Source organism: Stenotrophomonas sp. STEN035 (genome assembly GCF_056759935.1).
The window spans coordinates 65,822-87,945 of the sequence record NZ_JBRRDY010000016.1; the positions used below are offsets into that span (position 1 = coordinate 65,822).

Sequence of the window (22,124 nt, forward strand, 5' to 3'; positions counted from 1 at the left end):
ACTGCTTACTTGCTGCCTGCCGACCAGCGCAGGCCCCAACCAAAGCGCTGATCGATATCCGGTTCGGAGGCAAAGTACTGGACCTCGCGCTTGACGCTGATCTCGCCGCCGATGTTCTCCAGCAGCACGATCGCGCAGTTCCTGCTGTTTGATGCGCCTTCGTCGAGCTTGACCTCGATCGGGGCATTGCCGGGAACGAATACCGTCACCACGCCGTCGGTCTCACCCCAGTTGGTGACGCCTTCGTAGATCGAGGTGAAGACGATGATGCGCTTGATGTCGTCCCAGCGTGCGCCGTTGATTCGCATCCATTCGCCATCATTGTTGGCGCCGGTGCGGTCGTCGCCCATCAGGCGGATGAAAGGGGCACGGTCGAAGTCGCCGAACACCCGGCCAAGTGCCTGCACCGCACCCTTGCTGCCGTCCTTGAGTTCGAACAGGCAACGCAGATCGAGGTCGATGCCGCCACCACCGCCGCCAAAAATGCCGGCGAGCAGGCCTTTGCTGGCAGTGCGCTTGTTCCAGTTCAGGTTGATCTTGATCTCGCCGAACGCGCCGCCCTGTTTGGCCAGGCTGATCTTCGGCTGTGCCTTGGTCAGGGTGATCTTGGACAGGTTGACCGGTGCGGTCGGCGGCGGTGGGGTTGCCGGGCTCGGTGCCGGCGCTGGTGGTGGTGACTTCGGTTCTGCCTCGATGCTCACGCCAAAGCCTTCAGCCAGCGGCTTCAAGCCGCCATTGAAGCCCTGACCAACGGCACGGAACTTCCACTGGCCATTACGCTTGTAGAGCTCGCCAACGATCAGCGCCGCCTCGGACTTGCCCGCGACCGGCACGTCGAAGCTGATCTGCTCTGAGCCGCCGTGGTAAATGGAGATGACCAGCGATTGCAGATCCTTGAACGATACGCCCTTGGCCTGGGCGTCCATCAAGGTGCTGGTGATGGCAACTTTCTCCGATTCGCCGCGCAGTTTGCGCAGGTCGATATCAAGCAGCGCTTCGCGTGCGCCTGCGCTGGCGGCGCGGTTGGTCTCTTTCAGGTGGACGGCACGGCTGCTGTCGGTTGTCTGTCCGTAGAAAACCATGTCGCTGTCACTGGCTACCTTGCCGGTGTTGCCCAGCACGAACGCCGACACATCCACTTCGCTAAGGCTCGCCTTTGCGCTGATCCAGCGCACACGCACTTCAAAATCTTCGCCGGGAAGCACGCAGTTCCCGCCCGCCATCAATGACGTCATAAGTCTCCTGGTTGTGCAGAATGCGGGCCGCCCGCAAGTTGAAAACGAATGGTACTGCAAGCCCCGCCCACGTGGCTTGCGGGCCCTGGAAGATCGCTGGAGCTGGCGGCAAGCACAGCGTCATTGTGTTGGCGGAGGTCGGCGCCGTGTGGATACAGCCGAGCTGTTCGCGGGCGAGGCTGATCCAGCCCTGCCACCATGGCATGGGCTCGCCACCATGCGATTGGCATCGCACGGGCTTGCGCTCTGGTACTGCGGCTGGCGCGGGCCGAAGGATGCAGACGAGGGAGATGCCTGTGGGGCCGCGCGGAGGTGTCACGGTAACGTAACCGAGGCTGCGGATAATCAGCGCCAGGCAGCCCGGTCCTCTCTCCCCCGACGCTGCCGCGAAGCCCGGCCCAGAGCCGGGCTTTTCTTTTTGGGCGCTGTCCGGGCAGACCCGTTTGGCGGCCGGCTGCTGCCAAGTAGCGGTAAGCTGCCAGCCAATGTGATCGCTGGCTGAATCTGTTGTCTGCCGTAAGTACCCAAATTGCCCCTTGCCACACACAGCATGGTCAGAGGGGCGCCGCGCTTGTCGCCCCGGCCATTGGGAGTGGGCAATGACGATGTGGGAAAGCCGGGGCCGCCAGGGCGGGCGCGGGAGACGATGATGGAGCTGGCCGGACAGGACCAGCCGGGGCGCGATTTCGCCGCGCGCGCGGTCCACGATTACAGCGCCGAACTGCACCGCTACCTGCGCCGGCGGGTGGCCGAGGCGCAGGATCTGGGCGACTTGGTGCAGGAGGTCTACCTGCGCCTGCTGCGCGTGCAGAACATCGAAACCGTGCGCAACCCGTTGGCCTATATCTATGGCATCGCCGCGCATGTGGCCAGCGAGTTCAACATGCGCCAGCGCCAGGGCCGGCTGCTGTACGACTCGACCGTGGTCGATGCGGTGTCCGAGAACCCGGGGCAGGTGGCTTTCAGCGAAGGTGGTGGCTTCTTCGAGCGGCAGGTGGGCGATGCGCTGGCGCAGCTGCCGGCCAACCGGCTGGCGGTGCTGCTGCTGGAGCGGCGCGAAGGCCTCAGCCATGCGCAGATCGCGCAGAAGCTGGGGCTGAGCGTGCATACGGTGAAGAAATACAGTGTCGAAGCGCTGGCGCATGTACGCGCGAGCTTGGAACGATGAACAGGATGTTGATCCTGCGAGACGCAGGGCGGGTGAAACCATGAATATCTATCGCACATCGCCACAACAGAGCCGGGAGCGCGCCGCACGCGAGGCGGCGGAGTGGTTGCAGGTCATGGGCGACACGCCCAGCGATGCCGACCGGGCCGGCTTTGCGGCCTGGGTGGCGCGCTCGCCGCTGCATCTGGAAGAGCTGCTGATGGCGCAGTTGGTGCAGCGCGAGCTGGCCACAAATGGCGCGTTGCAGGCTTTCGACCTGGACGCGGTGCTGGCGCAGGCACAGGCCATGGACAACGTGGTGCCGCTGCATGATGCGCCGAGCGCCGTACCGCAACCGGCACCGCAGCCACGCCAGCCCACGGCGCGTGGCCGTCGCCGCCGGCTGGCCTGGGTATTGGTGGCCGGCGTTGCCGGCTGTGCATTGCTGGCCGGCAGCTGGACCCTGCTGCAGCCGGAGGTGCCGGTCTACCAGTACGCCAGCGCGGTTGGTGAGCAGCGCAGCATTGCCCTGGCCGACGGCTCGATGGTGACCCTGGCGCCGGCCTCTTATATCGCCGTGCGCTTCAGCGCGGGCGTGCGTGACATCGAGTTGCGTGATGGCGAGGCCACCTTCGACGTGGCGCACGACAGTAGCCGTCCGTTCCGCGTACACGCCGGCGACAACACGGTGCAGGCGGTGGGCACGCGTTTCACTGTCAACCGGCTGCCTTCGGGCACGCTGGTGGCGGTCAGCGAGGGCAAGGTGAAGGTGACGGCGAACAGCAATTGGCTGGAATCGCTGTGGCGTGACGATGCAGCCACGCTGGAAGCAGGCAAGGCCAAGGTTGAATCGCTGGGCCGTCCGGCGGCATTGTCAGCCGGTGAGCAGGCGCGCATACCGCAGGGCCAGCAGGCCATGCTGCGGATGCCGTTGGAAGCGCCGACTGCGCCTGCCGATGGCAAGCGTCGCCTGAGCTTCCGCAACGACACCCTGGCCGACATCATCAGCGAGTTCAATCGCTACAACCCACGGCCGATCGTGGTCACCGATCCGTTGATCCGCGAGCAGCGCTACAGCGGCGTGTTCTACGCCGATGATGCCGATTCCTTCCTGCAGTTCCTGGAATGCTGCTCGCAGCTGCAGGTCAGTCGACAGGCTGATCGCAGTGTGATCGGCAACCGCGGCAGTCGTCAGTAGTCAGTAGTGCAGGTTCCCGGAAAAATATTTTTGCGCATGAGTACCCTTTTCCCGCACTTGGACACACGGATGTAACAAGAGGCTGGTTCCGCGCAAGGCGGCTCCGGTTGCTCGGTAACCATTCGATGTCTTTCGGGGGCGAATTATCCATGGGGTCCAGCACTATTCTTCATAAGCATGCGTTGGTGAAGGCGGTGGCGCTAGCGCTGCTGGTCGGCACCGGCAATGTGGCGATGGCACAGTCAGCAGCGGTGACCGATACGGTGGCCGATGCGGCGGTGTTCCAGTTTGATGTGCCGGCGCAGTCACTGGCGTCGGCACTTGAACTGTTTGCCGAGCAGAGCGGCCTGCAGGTGGTGTATGCCGGCGGCGCCGGCAGTGGCGTACAGAGCGGCGCGGTCAATGGCCGCGTTGGTGTGGACGCTGCCTTGCAGCAGCTGCTTGCGCCTACCGGCTATACGCATGCCTACATCAATGCCAACACCGTCGCCATTCGTCTGCGCAGCAGCGCCGGCGATGTGGTTGAACAGGCTGGCGGCAATGCCGAAACGCTGGAGACGATCAATGTCACCGGCACCTACCTGAAGAACATCGATCCGGCCTCGCCGCTGATCGTGATCGATTCACAGCTGATCGAAAGCCGCGGTTATGCCTCGATCGAAGACGTGTTGCGCAACCTGCCGCAGAACTTCTCCAACCGCACCAGCGCCTCACGTGCACTGGGCGAAAAGGAGTTTGGCAGCTCGTACGGCGATGGCGTGTCCGGCTTGGGCTCCTCCGGCGCCAACCTGCGTGGCCTGGGCAGCCGCTCCACGCTGATCCTGGTCGATGGCCGTCGCCGTAGTGGCTCGGCACAGGCGCAGGGTGCGTATACCGATATTTCCTCGATCCCGGTTTCGCAGATCGAGCGCATCGAAGTGCTCAGCGATGGCGCCAGCGCCATCTATGGCTCCGATGCCGTGGCCGGTGTGATCAACATCGTGTTGAAGAAGTCCTACGACGGCACCACCGCGCAGCTGCGCCATGAAAACTCCAGCACCGGTGCCGATGTATCGCGGCTGGATCTGGCCCGCACCTTTGGCTATGGCAGCGGCCACGTCACCGCTGCGGTCGGGCTTGAGCGCACGCTGCCTGCTGATGTCACCAGCCTGATCCACGTTGGCCCGAATGGCCGCGGCGACTTCAGCGACCGAGGTGGCGTCAACGGCCGTACCCGCAACAAGGGCCAGCCCGGCGTGGTCTATGAGTCGCTGGATTTCGGTATCGACTATCACTTCATGGGCGATGTGCTCGGGGTGATTCCCGGCGGCCAGGATGGCACCGCGCTGGATCCGGATAGCCTGCTGGCCTATGACCCGGCCACCGCGCCGTCGACCTATGAGCGCAGCCGCATTGGTCCCAAGGTCGACAACCGCTATGTCCGCATCAGCGGCGTGCACGATATCGGCGAAACCACCCAGCTGAACTACGGCATCAGCCATGTGCGCCAGGTCAACAAGGAGAACTGGCGGCCAACGCTGTTTGACTTCAGCATCTTCGAGGACGGTTACAACACCTACGTTCCCGAGAGCAACAAGTACAACAACTTCGGTAGCGACGTGCTGGTGGGTTATTCCTTCGAGCGTGAGTTCGACGGTATGAGCCTGAGCGAAGACCAGAAGCAGACCAACAGCGACGCGCATGTCGGCGTCAACGGCAAACTGCCGTTCGCCATGGGCTGGGACTACGAAGCGACCTTCAGCACCGGTCGCGAGAAGGGAACCACCACCGATTTGATGGACCTGACCGGTTCGATGGGCGCCGCTGGCTATGCGCGCACGCTGGAAGTGCTCAATGGCTTGAACGTGTTTGGCGATGGCAGCAACGATGCCATCGTCGCGCGCAACCGCGAGCTGCTGCAGAGCCTGGTCGAACGCCATGTCTATCGTTTCCAGTCGCGCGCCAATACCGTTGACCTGCTTACCCGTGGGGAGCTGTTCCAGCTTCCCGCAGGCAAGATTGAAGCGGCGTTTGGTGCACAGCACCGCGAGCAGCGCTACAACTACGAGAGTAATCTCGGCGAACGCTTGAATTCTGAGAGCACTGGGAAGTCCGAAGCGCTGTTTACCGAAATCGGTATCCCGCTGTTGAAGGATCAGCCGCTGGCCAAGCTGCTCAGCCTGACCGTGGCAGCGCGCTACGAGCGCTTCGACCAGCGCGGCGACAGCGCGCTGCGCGACTGGTCTGCCGGCCTGGGTGAACTCGGTGGCTTCGATGTCGAGCAGTTAACCGGCGTCAACAACGACGGCGCTAGCGGCATCACCGGCAGCGATAGCGTGGTGTCACGCAGCTTCAGCCGCACCAGTCCGTTGGCACGCTTGGCCTGGAAGCCGATCGACCAGCTGCGTCTGCGCGCCACCTGGGGCGAGTCTTTCCTGGTGCCGCAGGCCCAGCAGCAGTTCGGGCAGCTGATCATGGACGACTACACCGCGCGCGTGCTGTTCAACGGCGGCCAACTGCCGGACGGGGTCACCCAGATCGTCGCGCTAAGTGGCCCCAATGTGAACCTGAAGCCGCAGATAGCCAGCGTGGTCACCTATGGCTTTGATTGGTCGCCGACCTTCGCTACTGGCCTGCAGCTGTCGGCCACCTATAACCGCACCACCTTCGACAACTACATCGGCGATCCGCTGTCCGGGCTGACCTATTCGGAGATCTTCAAGGACATCAGCAAGATGCCCGAAGGCACCTTCACCCTGGGCGAGAACGGGGTGATGCTGTGGGACAACCGCGCGATCAATTTCCTCGGCCGGCGCTCGCGCAGCGTCGATACCACCGCCAGCTATTACTTCGGTAATGACTGGGGTGATTGGCGCATCGAGCTCAATGCCGTGCGCACGCTGGAGCTGACCTCGCGTTCGCTGGCGTCGATGCCGACGCTGAGCTATGCCGACAGTGAATTGGGGCCGAGCAAGTGGGCCGGCGACCTGTTCGTCGGTTGGGAAGGAAATTCGTGGTTCGCCTCGCTGGGCAGCCATTACAGCGCCGCGCATCGCGTGCTGTATCCGCTGTCGGCCACCGCCACCGATTACAACGATTTCAGTCCCAACGAGAACCCGCGTACACGTTCGGCGTCCTACACCACCTTCGATGCGCAGGTCGGCTATCGCAAGCACCAGCGGGATGGCTGGTTGGGCGGGGTGACCGCGCGTATGGGCGTGCAGAACATGTTCGATCGCGACTATCCCTTCGTCGACAACCTGTCTGGCTTCGTCTCCAACCGCGTGAACATCCGCGGCCGCGTGCTCTACCTGGACATCAAGAAAGAGTTCTGACGCCAAGCGGTTGCTCAGTAACAACGCGGCGCGCCGATCCCTCGTCGGCGGCGCGCCGCATCCATTGCAAGGAAATCCATGAAACCCATCGCCAACACCCTGCGCGCCTGCCTGCTGGCCAGCGCGGTCGTTACTGCACTCGGCCTCACTGCATGCAGCCCATCGCAAACCCCGCCTGCCAACCCGGCCCAGGACGCCGCCGCCATGCCTGCAGGCAGCGGTGCGTACAGCATCCGCGGCACGCTGCCGGGGCTGGCCGACGGTACCGAACTCAAACTGCTGGTGCCGTCGGCGGCGACCGACCCAATGCATGTCGAGCCGGTGGCCACGGCCACCGCGCAGGGGGGCGCCTTCGTGCTCAGCGGTGAGGTGAAGCAGGCCGTACCGGCGGTGCTGATGGTGGGCAACCAGGGCTCGGTGAAGCTGGTGCTGGAGCCGGGCGAGCTGCGTATCGAAAGCGGCGAGCTGGGGCCGGTTGCCAAAGGCGGTAGCCTGACCGAGCGTGTCTACGGCTATCTGCAGGATCCAGCCTATGTGGCGGCCTACAAGGCCAACCGCGAAGCCAATCGCAAGGCCTTCGACGGCGTGGATGAGAACGACGAAGCGGCGATGAAGGCCGCGCGTGAGTCGGTTGCTGCGCCGTTCGCTGCCTTGACCAAGGTCAGGAACGACTACGACGCGGTCATCCTCGATGGTGCCGAGCCGACGCTGCTCAAGCTGTTGGTGCTGAGCGAAAACTACGATTGGAAGCGCTACGACGTGGCCCGCCGCGCGCAAGTGCTGGCCAGCTACAAGCAGGAGCTCGGCGCGCATCCGCTGATCGTGCAGATGGAGCAGGCAGCCGCCGATTACGCCAAGACCCAGCAGCTGGCCGAGAAGTTCGGCCCGGGCAAGCCTTATGCCGACATCGAAGCGGTCGGCGTGGACGGCAAGGTAGTCAAGCTGTCCGAAGTGCTGGCGCGCAACAAGCTGGTGCTGCTCGACTTCTGGGCCTCATGGTGCGGGCCGTGCCGTGGCGAGTTCCCGCACCTGCTGAAGGTGTACCGCGAGTTCCACGCGCATGGCTTCGAGATCTACGCCGTGTCACTGGATGAAGACAAGGCAGACTGGACCAAGGCCATGCAGGAGGAGGGCGGTAGCAACGACCTGCCGTGGATCAACCTGCAGGCACCGGGCTTCGAGGACAAGGCCGCTCAGACCTATGGCGTGGTGCAGCTGCCGCAGAACTACCTGATCGCCGGTGACGGCACCATCGTCGGCGTAGGCATGCGCGAATGGGATGTGGAGCGCGCGGTGCGCGCACAGATCAAGAAGGTTGAAGATGCGCCTGCACGTTGATGTCATCCGCGGCGTCGCGCTGAGCGCATTGTTGCTGCTTGGCGTGCTGCTGCCTGGCAGCGTGCTGGCGCAGGTGCAGGCCGAGCTGGTCACCGCCCAACGCTCGGTGCAGCCGGGGCAGCCGCTGCAGCTCGCCTTGCGCATGCAGCACGATCTGCACTGGCACAGCTTCTGGAAGAACGCTGGCACCGGCTTGCCGACCAAGTTGATGTGGGAGCTGCCGCCGGGTTGGACGGCCGAGGCGATCCAGTGGCCGACGCCGATCCTGGTGCGCGACCGCGAAGGCAACATCACTGGCCACGGCTATGAAGGCCTGTCGTACCTGCCGGTGCGGCTGATCGCACCGGCCGACCTGAAGCCCGGCGGTACGGTCGAGTTGAAGGCACAGGCCCGTTGGCTGATGTGCGAGACGGTGTGTATTCCGGGCAAGGCGGCAGTGAGTTTGAGCGTGCCGGTCAGCGCCGATCCGCCACAGCCCGATGCCGATGTGCAGGCGGCGTTGGCGGCGTTGCCGATGCCAGGTTCCAGCGAAGGTTGGCAGCTGGCGGCAACCCGTGAACAGGGTGATCTGACCCTGCGCGTGGCTGCACCGGCCGATATCGCCGAATTGCATTTCTTCCCCGCCGACGAATTCGTTTCCTACAAGGTGCCGCAGACCATCGGCAATCGCGGCGCACGCGCCTTGCTGAAGCTGCCACTGGACCCGGCCGAGACCATGCCGGCTGATGCAGCGCTGCGCGGTGTGCTGGCTTATACCGACGCACAGGGCGTCTACCGAGGGGTCAGCATCGAGCTGCCATTCGTGGCCGAGGCCGAGGCGACTGCCTTGGTGGGCACGGCCGACCTGGCTGCGGTACCGGCTTCGGCCACAAGCAATGATGGCGCGCAGTTGTCGCTGTTGGTGTTGCTGTTCGCGGTGCTCGGCGGACTGATCCTCAACCTGATGCCCTGCGTGTTTCCGGTACTCGGCCTGAAGGTGGTTGGCTTCATCGAGCAGGCTGGCAACGACAGGCGCAAGGTCAGCCTGCATGCGCTGTCATTCACCGCCGGTGTGCTGCTCTCGTTCTGGGCATTGGCCGGCGTGCTGGCGGTATTGCGCGAAGGCGGGCAGCAACTGGGTTGGGGTTTCCAGCTGCAATCAGCGTCGTTCGTGTTCGTGCTGGCGATGGTGATGCTGGCCTTCGCGATGAACCTCAGTGGCGTGTTCGAGGTTGGCATGCGTGCCACCAGCGTCGGTTCCGGCCTGCAGACGCGCAATGGCGTAGCCGGCAGCTTCTTCAGTGGCATGCTCGCCACCGTGGTGGCAACGCCGTGCAGTGCACCGTTCCTGGCACCGGCCTTGGGCGCAGCGTTGGCCCTGCCGACCGCACAGTCGTTCGTGGTGTTCACCGCCATCGCGCTGGGGCTGGCGCTGCCGTACCTGCTGCTGTCGGTGTTCCCGTCGCTGGTCAAACTGTTGCCGCGCCCGGGCGCCTGGATGGAAACCTTCAAGCAGCTGATGGCCTTCCCACTGTATGCCACCGTCGGCTATCTGCTGTGGGTGCTGGCCGGACAGTTGCACGAATCGGCCCTGCTCAATGCTTTGCTGGCCTTGTCGTTGCTGGGTTTTGGCTTGTGGTTGTACGGCCGTGGCACCCGTCCAGGTGCACGCGGTAGCCGCGCCAGGCTCAGTACGGTGGCTGGCGTGCTGGTGTTGGTCGCGGCGGTACTGTTTGGCTGGCCGCGTGCACCAGCGCCTGAAGCCTTGCAATGGGAGGCCTGGAGCAGCGAACGCGTGCAGCAGCTGCAGGCCGAAGGTCGCCCGATCTATGTCGACTTCACCGCGCGCTGGTGTGCCACCTGCCAGGTCAACAAGAAGGTGGTGTTTGCCGCGGCGCGGGTGAACGACTACTTCCGCGACAACGAGGTGGTCGCGCTGAAAGCTGATTGGACCAATGCCGATCCGCTGATCACCGCCGAACTGGAGCGCTGGAACCGCAGCGCGGTGCCGTTCAACCTGGCCTATCCGGCCGGTGGCGGCCCACCGCGCGAACTGCCCGAGGTACTCACGCCGGAGATCGTGCTCTCCGCGCTGGAAAACGCTACCCCACCAGGACGGGATTGAGATCCCGCCCCGACTTTCCCCGCGCCTCCGGGCGCATCTAGAGAGAACGCAACGCATGATTTCGCAACGCCTGTTGTGCGCCGGCCTTGCGCTGGGCTTGATGGCAGCTGCTGCTGCCTCGGCCGAGCCGGTCAAGGTCAATGGCTTCACCTACGTAAAATCCGCCGATGGCATCGACGAGTACCGGCTCGACGCCAATGGTTTGAGCGTCCTGTTGCTGCCCAACCACGCTGCACCGGTGGTGACCTTCCAGATGACCTATCGGGTCGGTTCACGCAATGAAGTGACCGGCACTACCGGCGGTACCCACCTGCTCGAGCACCTGATGTTCATGGGCAGCACCAACTTCGACGGTGCGAACAACGTCGATACCTACCTGGACCGCGTCGGTGCCGGCTTCAACGCCACCACCTCGCTGGACCGCACCAACTACTACGCCACGCTGCCGCCGGCTGCGCTGGACGGTTACATCGCCATCGAAGCCGACCGCATGCGCGGCCTGCTGCTGCGCGAGAAGGATCGCCAGAGCGAAATGACCGTGGTGCGCAACGAGTACGAGCGCAACGAGAACAATCCCAACGGCGCCTTGATGAAGCTGATGTGGGCGACTGCCTTCAGCGCGCATCCGTACCACCATCCGGTGATCGGCTGGCGCAGCGATATCGAGAAGGTGTCCATCGAGAAGCTGCGCGAGTTCTACGACACCTTCTACTGGCCGAACAACGCCACTGTCACCGTGGTTGGCGATATCGACAGCGCCAAGGTGCTGGCCAGCATCGGCGACAAGTTCGGCAAGGTGCCGCGTTCGCCGCATGCCATTCCCGAGGTCTACACCACCGAGCCGGAGCAGCAGGGCGAGCGTCGGGTGACGCTGCGTCGCGGTGGCGAAACCGGCACGGTGATGATGGCGTACAAGGCCCCGGCCGGCCTGGACAAGGACATTCCGGCATTGAACGTGCTGGAGCTGGTGTTGCAGGGCGGCCGCAGCGCCCGCCTGCAGCGTGCGTTGGTGGACACCAGCAAGGCGGTGGCGGTATCGGGCGGCATGTACCAGCAGCGCGATCCCAGCCTGTTCATGCTGAGCGTGGCGCTGGCCCCGGACAGCAAGCACGAAGAGATCGAAAAGATCGTCCGCGACGAGATCGCCAAGGTTGCCCGCGACGGCGTCAGCGTCGAGGAGATCAAGCGCGTGCTTGGTCCGTACCGCGCCGAGGAAGCCTACCGCCGCGATGGCACCGACCAGGCCGCCGATGCGCTCAACGAGTTCATCGCGATGGGCGATTGGACCTTGTATTCCAGTGCCCTGAAGGATCTTGAGAAGGTCACCCCGGCCGACGTGCAGCGCGTCGCCGGCAAGTATTTCACCGCAGAGCAGAGCACGGTTGGCTGGTTCGTGCCGGAGAGCAGCAAGTGAACAACGCAAAACGCATTCGACTGATTCCGCTGGCACTGGCTGCACTGTCCAGCCTTGCCGCATTCGCCGCCCAGGCCGGCGTTGCCGACACTGCCGTGCACGCCAAGGCCGCCGGCATCGACCTGATCGTCTACCCGATGGGGGTCAAGGACGTGGTCACCTTTACCGGCTCGATGCCGCTGGGTGATGCCTTCCTCGCCGCCAAGGCCGACAACCCGGCCGTGCCGACGCTGACCGCGATGCTGCTGGAAGCCGGCACCACCCGCCGCGACAAGTTCGCCATCTCCGATACGCTGGACGGCATCGGTGCACAGCTATCCTTCAGCCCCAGCGCGGCGCGCATCGGCATCTACGGCAAGAGCCTGAAGCAGGACCTGCCTACCGTGCTCGACCTGCTGGCCGAACAGCTGCGCCAGCCGGCCTTCACCGCCGATGAGCTGGCCAAGGCCAAGGTGCAGCTGGAAGCGGCATTGCGCCAGGCCAGCGACAATCCGGGCACAATGGCGCGTGAGACGCTGATGCTGAGCATCTTCCCGGCCGCCAGCATCAACGCACCGGTAGCGCGCGAAGCCATGCTCAAGGCCGTGCCGCAGGTAACGCTGGAGCAGATCAAGGCCTTCCACGCCAAGTACTACGGCCCGGCGCACATGACCCTGGTATTTGCCGGTGACGTCGATGCCAAGGCGATCGAGACCGCGGTCGCACACGGCTTCAACGGCTGGAGTGGTGGCGTGGACTATCTGCGCGACGCGCCGGCACGGCTGCCGGCCAAGGCCGCCGAGCACAGCATCGCGATGAAGGACAAGGCCAGTGTCAGCGTGTTCCTCGGCCAGGCCACCGGCCTGCGCTACACCGATGCCGACTACCTGCCGATGACGGTGGGCGTGGACGTGTTGGGTTCTGGCTTCACCGGCCGGCTGATGGCAGCGGTGCGCGCGAAGGAAGGCCTGACCTACGGCATCGGCGGCAACCTGCTGGGCAGCGACTACATGGACGGCGGCCTGGGCATCAGCACCACCTTCGCACCGGAGCTGATGGACAAGGGCATCGCCAGCACCCGCCGCGAACTGCAGCGCTGGTGGAAGGATGGCATCACCGCCGACGAACTCGACGCACGCAAGCAGGCGATGGTCGGCAGCTACCAGGTCGGCTTGGGCAATACCGACGGCATGTCGGCAGCGATCATCGGCACGGTTGAGCGCGGTGTTGGCCTGGCATGGCTGGACAACTACCCGCAGGCGATCCAGTCGGTGACGCTGGCGCAGGTCAACGGTGCGATCCGCAAATACGTGGACCCGCAGAAGATGGTGCTGGTCAAGGCCGGCACCTTCAAGAAGTAAGTCGTTACCTCTGCCAAGTGGTTCGACACCAACAAACGCCGGCTTACGCCGGCGTTTGTTGGTTGAGGTCACATGAAACCGGGTAGGTGTGACGTGTTGGCAAGCTGGCAGGGCGAACAGGGCGAGGTGCCGTGGTTATCTGCCTGTTTCCGAAGTCCAATGCCGCTGTGGAAGGGGACATCCACCACTTGTGCAGGGCAATGCGTGCTGCTGCAGCGGACTCGTGGATCGGAGTGCGCCAGTTGTTGGTTGCTTTTGGCGGACTCAGATCGCGACTTGAATCCTGCTCGGAGAGCTGCGGTATTGTTCATTCGTGACGCACTCGACTCGTAAGCGCTATCGCAACAGTCAATGCGATAAATCTCGCCGCCATGTGAGATTTAACAATAATTTAACCATTTGAAATAAAGCACTTAACCGTCTGTTTCTGCTTGTTATTTCTGCTGATTCCAGGCGTGGGGTGTTCTGCGATAAAGCAGGATCCGACTTCAAGCCCAGTACGGGACGTACTTGGCATAGCGGGTTGAAGTGCTGTCCGAGTCGTCGGCCTTGATCTTGCCCGCCTCTTTACATGCGCCTATCACCTGCGAAACCGTGGAGGTTGATTGCTCCGCCAGACCAAACCGTTCCCGCAATGATTGATTCGACATGCTTCGCCCCATCACGTACTGCAGCACGCAATGTTGGTAGCAGGCGTTAAGCCGTTCTGACTTGGGCATTTCGGCGAAATCCCGATGGGCATACAGCACGACTTTGGTGGAGATACTGCCGGACACCACGTTCAACGGAGGTAACTGGAACAGTTCGATCGCCTCCAGCGCCTTATCGATACCGCTGCCGCGCTCTTCGCAGACTCGCAGCTTGCGCATCATCCGTGCAAAGCGCTCGTTGCGTGACTGGTTCTCGTCAATGAAGCGGTCCGGTGCGATGGTCGGCGCACCGGGATTGGAGATTTCCACCCGGTCGTCGTACATGTCGATCATCACTGAGCCACCACGGATATCGAAGTCCTGATGGATCAAGGCATTTGCTACCAGCTCGCGTAGTGCCTGCATCGGGAACATCTTCATTTCCTGACGGATAGCCTGTTCGACGAAACGATTCTGTGGAGCTGCTGAATGCACATGACGCACTAACGCATCGAAACCCGAAGCGTAGCCGGACGGCCAAGTGATTTCATCGCGCACCTTCAACTTTCCGATGCCATCGTAGAAGGTGATACGCGCCGCGCGTCGTGAGACCGCGTCTGGAAAATCGGCCAAATTCTTGGCTAGCATCAAGGCTGTCATATGGCTGATGTTCCAGCCGTGGACGCCACTGGGCTGAATCAGTCCTTCATGGTGAAGCCGCTCAAGCACGCCATCCCGATGGCCGGGATACGGCAACTGCAGCAGGTCGAAGAACGCCTGCGTATCCAACAATGCCACCACAACCTCAGCGCCGACATTCTCGAGTATCGGTAACTCCAGCCAATCCGGTTGCCCCTCTGCCATGATTCTGCGCAGCCGATCCGGAGTCATGCCTTTGAGCGACTCGCCCGATCGCATCAGGTAATGGCCGTTGTAATGCAACGGCTGGCCAATGGGACGGGACGGAACAGTGACAACCAGCACACGCCCATCGGTGTGCCGCAGCTCGGTGATCTCAACATCGATATTCAGCGCGCTATTGACGCGCAGCTTCACCTCGTTGCGATGCTCTGTGGTACGGAATGCCTGGGTGCCGGTTATCCGCCGGGGCAGCTTGTCACTGACCCCGAGAACAAGATGTCCGCCGCGCTCGTTGGCCAAGGCAACGCAGTAAGCGATGAGCTTTTCGACATCGTATTGGTTGCTGGCGGCCTTGAACTCCAACTGCTCCGTTTCTGTCGGGGCCTGCATCCACTGCTGAAGAAGTTCCAAGGTTATGGTTGTCATTGGCCTATTTCATCATAGGAGGCCGGAGAAGGCGCGTTGCCTACGCATCAGTGCGGCGTGCTTCCACTGAAGTACCGGGCTGGATGGCCCGGCATCCTTTGCTGCTGGGTATCAAACTCCGGATCAAAGCCGCTGCGTATTTGAAATGATCTCCACCCAATAACCATCCGGGTCCTTGATGAAGGCCAGGCTCTTCATGCGGCCATCGCTCAGGCGCTTCTGGAACGGCACGCCCAGTTCCTCGAAACGCGCACAGGCCGCTTCCAGTTCCGGCACCGACACGCAGATGTGACCGAAGCCGCGCGGGTCGCTGTTGCCGTCGTGGTAGACCGGGCCTTCCTGGTTCTCGGTGCCATGGTTGTGGGTGAGTTCCAGCACACCGGGAATGCCGGCCATCCACAGGCGGCGCTCGGCGTCGTCCTGCGGCACCTGCACGCCGGCCGGCACATAGGCCAGGAAGTACAAGCTGAACTGCGCCTCGCCGAAATCACGCTGGTCGATCAGCTGGAAGCCAAGCACGCGGGTGTAGAAATCCAGCGAGGCGCGGATGTCCTTGACCCGCAGCATCGTGTGGTTGAACACGAAGCCGTTGGTTTCGGCCGGCACCTGGGCAGCGACGCCGGGCTGTTGAGCAAGGGTTTGAAGGCTCATGAAATCTGTCCTGTTGCGATGAATGGGGGAGGGCGCGTGTGCAGCTACGGCAACGCAATGCTCATGCAGAAAGTTGCATTTGAAATCGCCACCCCTGCTTGCATGCGTCGATACAAAAAATCATCAACGGCATACCTTCAGTGGCTAGGCGGCTGCGCGCGCGCTGGCTATGCTGCGTCGCAGGATAGTCGTTGTTCCCCTCGTTTGGATGAAGCGCACATGCATTGCCTGATGTGCGCTGGGAGTGACGCTGGCGCAAGGGCTGCGCGGATTGTTGGCAGGGGATGCCACCACGGATGGAGCCACGGCGTGACCAGCGGCGGTTGACAAGGTTTCGCTGCTCGCGTTATTCATTGTATGTATATACAAATGACGGAATTGTCTGGAACTTCATGTCCTACCGTATGTGCCTGCCGTTGCTGCTGATGCTGGTGCTCGCCGTTGAAGGCGTGCTCGGGGCATGGGCGAGCACGCGCATGGTGCTGCATGCGGATGGGGTTCCATCGGTCGCCGGGATTACCCGCGCGGCCAGCGCCAGCTGCGATCCCGTGCGAAGAGACGTGGCGGCTCGCACGTTGGCATCGCCGCGCGCAACTGCTGGCGACGGCCACGACGAACATGCCGGCAAGTCGGCTTCCAGCCATGCCGACGACTGCAGTTGCGCCGACAGCGTGGGCTGCGAATGCCTGTGTGTGTTCACCATCTATCCCCCCGCGACGGCGCTGTTGTTCGCCGGTGCGCATCCACCGGTATCGGCCGATACGCCACTGCCGGCGCTGGTACTGCCGGCCGGTCGGCTATCCCGGGTGTTCCGACCTCCCATCGTCTGAGCGGTTGTTCTCGCGTCACCACGACGTAGTAGTGAACCGTGCTCGCGCCCGCGACCGCGGCTATCGCCCCGAGAAAGAATCCCAGCGAGAGAGAACATGTACTTGAAGCCCCAAGCCTTGGCTGCGGCCATCGGCACGCTGTTGTGTGCCACCGCCGTCCACACCGCCAACGCGCAGGACGCGCAACCCCCGAATGAAGCCGCCCGCACGCTGGATGCCGTGCAGGTCACCGGCAGCCACATCAAGCGCGCGCAGTTGTCGGGCGTAGGCCCGGTCAGCGTGATCGACGCGCAGGCCATCGAACGCTCCGGCGCCACGTCGGTGGACACGCTGTTGCAGCGCCTGCCCGCCTCGGCCGGTTTTGCCGGCAGCCAGAGCAATGCCTACTGGGCCGAGAACGGCTACGGCACCACCCAGGTCAACCTGCGCGGCCTCGGCATCAACCGCACCCTGGTGCTGCTCAATGGCCGCCGCATCGTCAATGGCGGTACCGGCGCCAATAGCTCGGTCGATCTGAACATGATCCCGGTATCGCTGATCGAGCGCGTGGAAGTGCTCAAGGACGGCGCCTCGGCCATCTACGGTGCCGATGCGGTGGCGGGCGTGGTCAACATCATCACCAAGCAGGGCTTTGATGGTGCCGAAGCTGCAGTGCGTTACGGCCAGACCACGCGCGGCGATGGCGATGAAACCGCTGTCGACCTGGCCTGGGGCGTCACCAGTGATCGCGGCTCATTGATGGCCGGCATCAACTATGCCGAAGGCGGCACGGTCAACATGGGCTCGCGCGCACCCTGCGGGCTGGCCGAAGTGGACGGCAAGCTGGTGTGCTCGGGCAGTTCCACCACGGTGGGCGGCCGCGCGCTGCTGGCCGACGGTACCCGTGTCAACTTCAACCAGGTGCTGGGCGGCAATGGCGATTTCTACGAGCGCTATTCGGCCGCCAAGCACAACTACAACGGCAACCCCACGCTCAACGCGGTCAACCCGATCAAGCGCATCAGCATCAGCGTGTTCGGTGACAATCAGCTCAGCGAGAACACCACCGTGTTCACCGAGCTGATGTACACCAACCGCCAATCCGATCAGCTGGCCGCACCGGGCGGGCTCGGCGTGTACCGGCCGATCAACATCGCCGCCGATCACCCGACCAACCCGACCGGACAGGACCTGCTGCTGCAGCGCCGTCGCCTGGAAGAAGCCGGCCCGCGCCATTTCTCGCAGGAGGTGAATACCTTCCGTGGCCTGGTTGGAGTGAAGGGTCAGTTCGGCACCGGTTGGGACTGGTCGGCTGCCTTGAATTGGGGCCGCAACACCGGCGTCGATGGCTCGGACAATGTTGCCAATCTCGACCGCGTCGAGCAGACCTTGAACCGCAGCATCTGCAGCCCGGTGCCGGGCGCGGCGATTCCCTGCGGCGACTATCTGGGTTACGGCGACCTCAGTCGCGAGGTGCTCGACTACATCCTCTACACCTCGCGCGATACCGGCGGCAACGAACAGAAGAGCTTCACCGCCAACCTGAGCGGGCAGATCTTCGAGCTGCCTGCAGGTTGGGTAGGCTTCGCTGCTGGCGTGGAAGTGCGCAAGGAACGCGGCTGGCGCAATCCCGATCCGCTGACTGTGCTCGGCATCGGCAACACCAATCAGCAGGATCCGATTGCCGGTGAATACACCGCCAAGGAAGTCTTTGCAGAGTTGGCTATCCCGTTGCTGCAGGACAGCGTGATCGCCGATTCGCTGTATTTGAATCTGGCCGGGCGTGCCTCGGACTACGATCTGTTCGGCCGCGATTACAACTACAAGGCCGGACTGGATTGGCAGGTCAATTCCTCGCTGAAAGTCCGCAGCACCTACGCCACCGCGTTCCGCATCCCGAACATCCCGGAACTGTTTGGCGGTGTGGCCGAGGGCAACCTGACCACCACCGATCCGTGCAGCAACTGGTCGGCCTTGCCGGCTGGCTCCACGGTGCGCGCCAACTGCCAGGCCTACGGTGTGCCGGCTGGCTATGTGCAGCCGGGCAACACCATCCTCACCACGTCGGGTGGCAATTCGGCGCTGGAGCCGGAAGATGCCACCTCGTTCACTGCTGGTGTGGTGTGGACGCCGGAGTTCCTGTCCGGGCTGACCTTGACGCTGGACTACTACAACATCCGCATCAAGCATGCGATCCAGCGTATTGACGGCTCCACCAAGCTGGCCATCTGCTACAACACGCCGGGGCTGGCGCATCCGTTCTGTGATGCAAGCAACTTCACCCGCAACCCGCGTACTGGCGAAGTGGACTTCCTGTCCTCACAGCCGGTCAATGCCGCCAATGAACATGTCACCGGCTACGATTTCGGCGCGCTGTATGAGTTCAAGGCAGCCGGCTTCGATGCCAGCGTCAGCGCCGATGTGTCCTATCTGCAGCGCTATGACGTCCGGCCGTACGATGGCGCGGACCTTATCGAATATGCAGGCAAGATCACCGGCGGCCGCGGCAGCTATGCCAAGTGGCGCGGTCTGGTCTCGATGAATGCCTCGCGCGATCAATGGTCGGGTACCTGGAGCACGCAGTACATCGGCCGCGCCGATGACATCAATGCGGCACGCGGTGACATCGGTGATCACGCACCGTCGGTGTTCTATCACAACCTGCAGCTCAAGTACGCGGTGAGCAAGGCGCTGGATGTATCGCTGGGCCTGGACAATGTCTTCGACAAGAAGCCGCCGTTCATCCAGAGCTACACCGATGCCAACACCGATACGATGACCTACGACCTGCTGGGTCGCCGCTGGTACGCGCGCATCGGCTACCGCTGGTGATTGGATGCGCCCCGTCGCAGCTGCGGCGGGGCGCGTCATTGAACGAGGACGATGTTGATGAAACCCGCATTCTGGGCACGACGTGCCCACAAATGGATCGGCCTGGTGATCGGCGTGCAGGCGCTGCTGTGGATGCTCAGCGGTGTCTACATGACGGTGGTGCCACTGGACGTGATCCATGGCGATCACCTTGCACATGTGCACGGCACACCGCTGCCTGCGCAGACTGCGCGCGTTGGTGCCGATGTGCTGGCCTCGCGCTATCCGCAGATGGAGTCGTTCCGGCTCAAGCATGTGCTGGAACGCGAGGTCTATGAGATCCGCCAGGGCAAACAGAAGTACCTGGTGGATGCCGCCAGCGGCGAACGCCTGGCGCCGATGGACCGTGAGCAGGCAATAGCGCTGGCGCAGTCGCTGTATCAGGGCAAGGGCGAAGTGGAGCGGGTGGAGTGGATCACCCGCGCCCCGTCGGAAGTGAAGACCCGACCGGTACCGATGTGGGCGGTGCATTTCAGCGGCCGCGGCGACAGCACGCTGTATCTGTCACCGGACAGCGGTGAGCTGTTGGCGCGCAGGCATGACCTGTGGCGTGTATTCGACTTCGTGTGGATGTTGCACATCATGGATTACGAGAACCGCACCGACGTCAACAACACCTTGTTGCGCGCGGCCTCGATCATTGGCCTGGGTTTCGCCCTCAGCGGCATCTGGTTGTTGTTCTACAGCTTCGGCAAGCGGAGGAGCGCATGACGCCCTGGATGCGGACCCTGCACAAGTGGGTGGGCCTAATCGTCGGCCTGCAGTTCGTGGTTTGGTTGGGCAGCGGCCTGATGATGAGCCTGCTCGACCCTGACAAAATCGAAGGCAGTGCCCAGCAAGCTGCAGCTGTCGCCAATCCTGCGTGGCCGGCCACGGCAGTGTCGCCAAGTGTGGCGCTGGCTGCAGCCAAGGGCGAGGCGGCAACATTGGACAGTGGCTGGTTGCTGCAGCAGCCGGTATATCGCCTGCAATCGCCGGAAGGCACCGAGGTGATCGACGCCCGTGACGGCAAGCGCATCAGCATTGATGCGGCAGTCGCGGCGAAAGTCGCACAAGCGGCCTATGCCGGTGATGGTGTCGCCGCCGCGCCGCGGTATCTGGAAAAGACGCTGGAAACCCGGGCCAACCCTGACCCGGTGTGGCGCATCGACTTCAGTGATGCGCAGGACACGAGTATCTATGTGTCCGCGGATAGCGGCCAGGTGATGGAGCATCGCAACGCGACTTGGCGGTTGTTCGACATCTTCTGGATGCTGCACATCATGGATTACAGCAGCCGGGTCAACTTCAACAACCCGCTGGTGGTTGGCATGGGCATCGGTGGCCTGTGGTTGGCGCTGACCGGTGTGTGGTTGTTGATCGCCAGTTTCCACCTACAGGAGTTCATCCCGCGGCGCTGGCGTTCGCGTCGGCAGCTGATGGTCTACGCACCGGGCGGCGCGCATCTGCGCACGGTTGAAGTAGCCAGTGGTGACAGCGTTTACGTTGCTCTGGCGCGCGAAGGCATCAATCTTCCCTCCAACTGCGGTGGCGGCCAGAGTTGTGGTCTGTGTGAGGTGCGGGTGCGTTCCGGTGCCAGCAAGGCAACAGCGGCAGATCGCGCGCACGTGCCCGAAGCAAAGCGCAAGGTCGGCTGTCGATTGGCCTGCAACCTGCAGGTGGATGAAGACGTCGAGATCGAAGTGGCCGGCGGCGCCAGTCTGTGGACCGAGCATTGGGCCATCGTCGAGAAGGTCGTCGCGGTGACCCCGTTCTTGCGTGAGATCCATCTGCGCCCGGAGCAGGCTGCGGATGCGCAGTTCCAGCCCGGCTGCTACCTGCAGCTGCACGTGCCCGAGTACGAGCTGCCGCGCAGTGCGGTGTGGTATCCGGCTGAGCATGACGAGGATTGGAAGGCGCTGTCCTTGCCTGCGACCTTGCAGAACAAGGCGGCGGTGCGGCGCTCGTATTCGCTGGCAACGCCTGTGTCGAATGCGGATGGCGGCTTGGTGCTGCTGGTGCGTTTCAGTCCCGGCTGGCAGGAGAACCGCAAGCATCCGCCGGGCAAGGGTTCTACATTTGCCTATACGCTGCGTGAGGGTGACCGTGTCCGCTACAGCGGCCCGTTCGGTGACTTTGCACTGAGTGGTAGTGAGCGCGAGAAGATCTTCATTGGCGCTGGTGCGGGCATGGCGCCGCTACGTGCGTTGGTCCAGCAGCGGCTGGATGAAGGTGGTGGCGAGCGTATCCACTATTGGTATGGCGCCCGTGGCGAGCGTGATTGCCCCTATGTCGAGCAGATGCAGGAGCTGGCGCATGAGCATGCCAACTTCAGTTGGCATCCGGTGTGGTCGGGGCAGGGGGCCGATGCACGGCGTGTGCATGAAGCGATCCATGAGGATCTGTTGAAGCAGCATCCGGATCTGGCAGGTTGCGAGTTCTATCTGTGTGGCCCGCCGGCGATGTTGGCGGCGACCAGGCAGCTGCTGCGCAAGCTGGGTGTTGCGGATGCGCGGGTTGCGTTTGATGACTTCAAGATCTGAGTAACTTCGGGTTTGGTTGGTGCGGCTGCAGGTGTGGGACGCCTGCAGCCGTTGCCGATCTTGCTGGTGTTGGGCGTGGCGTTGGTAGTAGCCCCAAATCTGGCTGTAGCCGCTGCTTTGGCCTGTTCTTGGCTCTGGATTCTGCTTTGGCTTTGGCTTTGGCTGTGGCTTTGGCTGTGGCTGTGGCTTTGGCTGTGGCTTTGGCTGTGGCTTCGGCTTCGGCTTTTGGCACTCCCTTCTCCCGCTTGCGGGAGAAGGTGCCCGG

At 63.1% G+C, this 22,124-nt stretch carries 14 protein-coding genes; 11 read left to right on the top strand and 3 right to left on the bottom strand.

The window, feature by feature from the left end; all coding sequences use genetic code 11:
- Positions 1-5: 5 nt before the first annotated feature.
- Positions 6-1,235, bottom strand: a complete 1,230-nt coding sequence (locus ACVOLL_RS10575) for a TerD family protein (protein WP_481512875.1) — start codon at positions 1,233-1,235, stop codon at positions 6-8.
- Between the two features lie 649 nt (positions 1,236-1,884).
- On the opposite strand from ACVOLL_RS10575, the gene ACVOLL_RS10580 reads away from it, so the two are divergent.
- The 7 genes from ACVOLL_RS10580 to ACVOLL_RS10610 all read left to right on the top strand — a co-directional run bounded on the left by ACVOLL_RS10580 (position 1,885) and on the right by ACVOLL_RS10610 (position 13,090).
- Positions 1,885-2,403: an RNA polymerase sigma factor gene (locus ACVOLL_RS10580; RefSeq protein ID WP_481512876.1), complete on the top strand. Its 519-nt coding sequence runs from the start codon at positions 1,885-1,887 to the stop codon at positions 2,401-2,403.
- Between the two features lie 40 nt (positions 2,404-2,443).
- A complete protein-coding gene (locus tag ACVOLL_RS10585) occupies positions 2,444-3,580 on the top strand; it encodes a FecR family protein (RefSeq protein WP_481512877.1) in 1,137 nt (378 codons plus the stop codon).
- Positions 3,581-3,729: 149 nt separating this feature from the next.
- Positions 3,730-6,894: a TonB-dependent receptor gene (locus tag ACVOLL_RS10590; protein ID WP_481512878.1), complete on the top strand. Its 3,165-nt coding sequence runs from the start codon at positions 3,730-3,732 to the stop codon at positions 6,892-6,894.
- 78 nt (positions 6,895-6,972) lie between these two features.
- Positions 6,973-8,232 carry a redoxin domain-containing protein gene (locus ACVOLL_RS10595; RefSeq protein ID WP_481512879.1) on the top strand — a complete coding sequence of 420 codons (1,260 nt, stop codon included), beginning with the start codon at positions 6,973-6,975 and terminating at the stop codon, positions 8,230-8,232.
- Positions 8,216-10,336 (top strand): protein-disulfide reductase DsbD family protein, encoded by a 2,121-nt coding sequence (locus ACVOLL_RS10600; protein WP_481512880.1) that lies wholly within the window; start codon positions 8,216-8,218, stop codon positions 10,334-10,336. Before ACVOLL_RS10595 ends, ACVOLL_RS10600 begins: the two co-directional genes overlap by 17 nt.
- 55 nt (positions 10,337-10,391) lie before the next feature.
- Positions 10,392-11,750, top strand: coding sequence for a M16 family metallopeptidase (locus tag ACVOLL_RS10605; protein ID WP_481512881.1), 1,359 nt, complete (start codon positions 10,392-10,394; stop codon positions 11,748-11,750).
- A complete protein-coding gene (locus ACVOLL_RS10610; protein WP_481512882.1) occupies positions 11,747-13,090 on the top strand; it encodes a M16 family metallopeptidase in 1,344 nt (447 codons plus the stop codon). Before ACVOLL_RS10605 ends, ACVOLL_RS10610 begins: the two co-directional genes overlap by 4 nt.
- Before the next feature lie 488 nt (positions 13,091-13,578).
- Here ACVOLL_RS10610 and ACVOLL_RS10615 read toward each other — a convergent pair whose 3' ends face one another.
- Together ACVOLL_RS10615 and gloA are read right to left on the bottom strand one after the other, a co-directional pair.
- Complete coding sequence (locus tag ACVOLL_RS10615) at positions 13,579-15,006, bottom strand: ATP-binding protein (RefSeq protein WP_481512883.1); 1,428 nt, start codon at positions 15,004-15,006, stop codon at positions 13,579-13,581.
- A 123-nt stretch (positions 15,007-15,129) separates the two neighbouring features.
- Positions 15,130-15,657 (bottom strand): lactoylglutathione lyase, encoded by a 528-nt coding sequence (gene gloA / locus ACVOLL_RS10620; protein WP_481512884.1) that lies wholly within the window; start codon positions 15,655-15,657, stop codon positions 15,130-15,132.
- Between the two features lie 392 nt (positions 15,658-16,049).
- Here gloA and ACVOLL_RS10625 point away from each other — a divergent pair, with 392 nt between their 5' ends.
- The 4 genes from ACVOLL_RS10625 to ACVOLL_RS10640 all read left to right on the top strand — a co-directional run bounded on the left by ACVOLL_RS10625 (position 16,050) and on the right by ACVOLL_RS10640 (position 21,859).
- Positions 16,050-16,487, top strand: coding sequence for a CopL family metal-binding regulatory protein (locus ACVOLL_RS10625; protein WP_481512885.1), 438 nt, complete (start codon positions 16,050-16,052; stop codon positions 16,485-16,487).
- 96 nt (positions 16,488-16,583) lie between these two features.
- Entirely contained in the window at positions 16,584-19,298 is a 2,715-nt protein-coding gene (locus ACVOLL_RS10630; RefSeq protein ID WP_481512886.1) for a TonB-dependent receptor, read from the top strand.
- Positions 19,299-19,355: 57 nt separating this feature from the next.
- A complete protein-coding gene (locus tag ACVOLL_RS10635) occupies positions 19,356-20,048 on the top strand; it encodes a PepSY domain-containing protein (RefSeq protein WP_481512887.1) in 693 nt (230 codons plus the stop codon).
- Complete coding sequence (locus ACVOLL_RS10640; RefSeq protein ID WP_481512888.1) at positions 20,045-21,859, top strand: 2Fe-2S iron-sulfur cluster-binding protein; 1,815 nt, start codon at positions 20,045-20,047, stop codon at positions 21,857-21,859. Before ACVOLL_RS10635 ends, ACVOLL_RS10640 begins: the two co-directional genes overlap by 4 nt.
- Positions 21,860-22,124: the final 265 nt, after the last annotated feature.

Coding starts and splice junctions, on each gene's coding strand:
- ACVOLL_RS10575 (WP_481512875.1), bottom strand. CDS start 1,235: ATGACGTCATTGATGGCGGGCGGGAACTGCGTGCTTCCCGGCGAAGAT.
- ACVOLL_RS10640 (WP_481512888.1), top strand. CDS start 20,045: ATGACGCCCTGGATGCGGACCCTGCACAAGTGGGTGGGCCTAATCGTC.
- ACVOLL_RS10600 (WP_481512880.1), top strand. CDS start 8,216: ATGCGCCTGCACGTTGATGTCATCCGCGGCGTCGCGCTGAGCGCATTG.
- ACVOLL_RS10605 (WP_481512881.1), top strand. CDS start 10,392: ATGATTTCGCAACGCCTGTTGTGCGCCGGCCTTGCGCTGGGCTTGATG.
- ACVOLL_RS10580 (WP_481512876.1), top strand. CDS start 1,885: ATGGAGCTGGCCGGACAGGACCAGCCGGGGCGCGATTTCGCCGCGCGC.
- ACVOLL_RS10625 (WP_481512885.1), top strand. CDS start 16,050: ATGTCCTACCGTATGTGCCTGCCGTTGCTGCTGATGCTGGTGCTCGCC.
- ACVOLL_RS10585 (WP_481512877.1), top strand. CDS start 2,444: ATGAATATCTATCGCACATCGCCACAACAGAGCCGGGAGCGCGCCGCA.
- ACVOLL_RS10595 (WP_481512879.1), top strand. CDS start 6,973: ATGAAACCCATCGCCAACACCCTGCGCGCCTGCCTGCTGGCCAGCGCG.
- gloA (WP_481512884.1), bottom strand. CDS start 15,657: ATGAGCCTTCAAACCCTTGCTCAACAGCCCGGCGTCGCTGCCCAGGTG.
- ACVOLL_RS10590 (WP_481512878.1), top strand. CDS start 3,730: ATGGGGTCCAGCACTATTCTTCATAAGCATGCGTTGGTGAAGGCGGTG.
- ACVOLL_RS10630 (WP_481512886.1), top strand. CDS start 16,584: ATGTACTTGAAGCCCCAAGCCTTGGCTGCGGCCATCGGCACGCTGTTG.
- ACVOLL_RS10615 (WP_481512883.1), bottom strand. CDS start 15,006: ATGACAACCATAACCTTGGAACTTCTTCAGCAGTGGATGCAGGCCCCG.
- ACVOLL_RS10635 (WP_481512887.1), top strand. CDS start 19,356: ATGAAACCCGCATTCTGGGCACGACGTGCCCACAAATGGATCGGCCTG.